Source organism: Paraburkholderia sp. UCT31 (genome assembly GCF_014397655.1).
GTDB lineage: Bacteria > Pseudomonadota > Gammaproteobacteria > Burkholderiales > Burkholderiaceae > Paraburkholderia > Paraburkholderia tuberum.
The window spans coordinates 1-1,210 of record NZ_VZQP01000180.1; the positions used below are offsets into that span (position 1 = coordinate 1).

At 65.5% G+C, this 1,210-nt stretch carries 2 protein-coding genes; both read left to right on the forward strand.

Translation table 11 applies throughout. The features are described 5' to 3' along the window. Window positions 1-253, forward strand: a 253-nt coding sequence (locus F6X40_RS41480; RefSeq protein ID WP_316251902.1) for a phosphoribosyl-dephospho-CoA transferase MdcG domain-containing protein, incomplete at its 5' end; no start/stop codon positions are given. Further along, complete coding sequence (gene mdcH, locus F6X40_RS41485) at window positions 253-1,185, forward strand: malonate decarboxylase subunit epsilon (RefSeq protein ID WP_187631890.1); 933 nt, start codon at window positions 253-255, stop codon at window positions 1,183-1,185. The genes F6X40_RS41480 and mdcH, both read left to right, overlap by 1 nt. Window positions 1,186-1,210 lie beyond the last annotated feature (25 nt).

Genomic DNA, 1,210 nt, shown 5'->3' on the forward strand with positions numbered 1-1,210 from the left:
GAGCGACCTCGATCTGTTGATCCGCGTGCCGCAACCGCTGGCGCTGAATGTCGCGAGTGCTTTGCTGGAGCAACTGCAAACGCTCGCGGCGCATATCGGTATCCGCATCGATGCGCAACTCGAAACGCCCGCGGGTGGCGTGGCGCTCGCGGAATGGGCCGCGGGCAAGGCGCGCGTGCTTGCCCGCGATGCGGGCGGCCCCCGCTTGATCGCTGATCCGTGGGCGGCGGTTGCTCACCATGGCATTGCCTGATGCTCGCGCTTCTGTTCCCCGGCCAGGGTGCGCAGAGCGAAGGCTTTCTGCATCGACTGCCGCAGCATCGCGCGGTACAGGACACGCTCGCTGAAGCCTCCGACACACTTGGCATCGACGTGCTGACGCTCGACTCATCCGACGCTTTCGATTCGACGGTCGCGGTGCAACTGGGCTTGACCGTCGCGGGCGTCGCGATCATGCGCGCGCTCGCCGATGAAGGATTGGCGGCGCAGATCAGCGCGGGACTGTCGATCGGCGCGTATGCGGCGGCGGTCAGTTGTGGCGCGGTGGCGTTCCGCGACGCGCTGAAGATGGTGCAGCGACGCGCCGAGCTGATGGAAACCGCTTATCCGGCGGGCTATGGTCTCGCGGCCGTCTCCGGCTTGAGCGAGCAGCAGGCGGAAACGCTCGTTGCACAGCAGGCCGCGGAGCAACGGCAACGCGTGTATGTCGGCAACGTCAATGCACCGCGCCAGATCGTGATGGCCGGCGCGGACGATGCGCTCGACGGGTTCATCGAACGCGCGCTCGCGGCCGGCGCGCGCAAGGCCACGCGGCTCGCGGTCAGCGTGCCCTCGCACTGCGAATTGCTCGCGCGTGCGAGCGACGAACTGCTGGCGTACTCGCGCACGTTGCATTTTGAAAGACCGCGCGGTGTTTATATCGGCAATCGCGGTGGACGCCCGTTATATACGGCCGATGCGATTCGCGAGGATCTTGCGACCAATATGCGTTACACCGTGCGCTGGTTCGATGCGCTCACCGTGATGCAGGAAATGGGCGCGCAGGTGCTGGTCGAGGCGCCGCCGGGGCAGGTGTTGACAGATATCGTGAGGGAGAATTTTTCTGAGGTCAGTGCGCTGGCTGCGAGTACATTGCCGTTTGACAGGTTGGTGGGGACGGTACGCAGGCGGTTGGAGCGTGGCTGACGGGGTGTGCTTTGCGGTGTGCGAA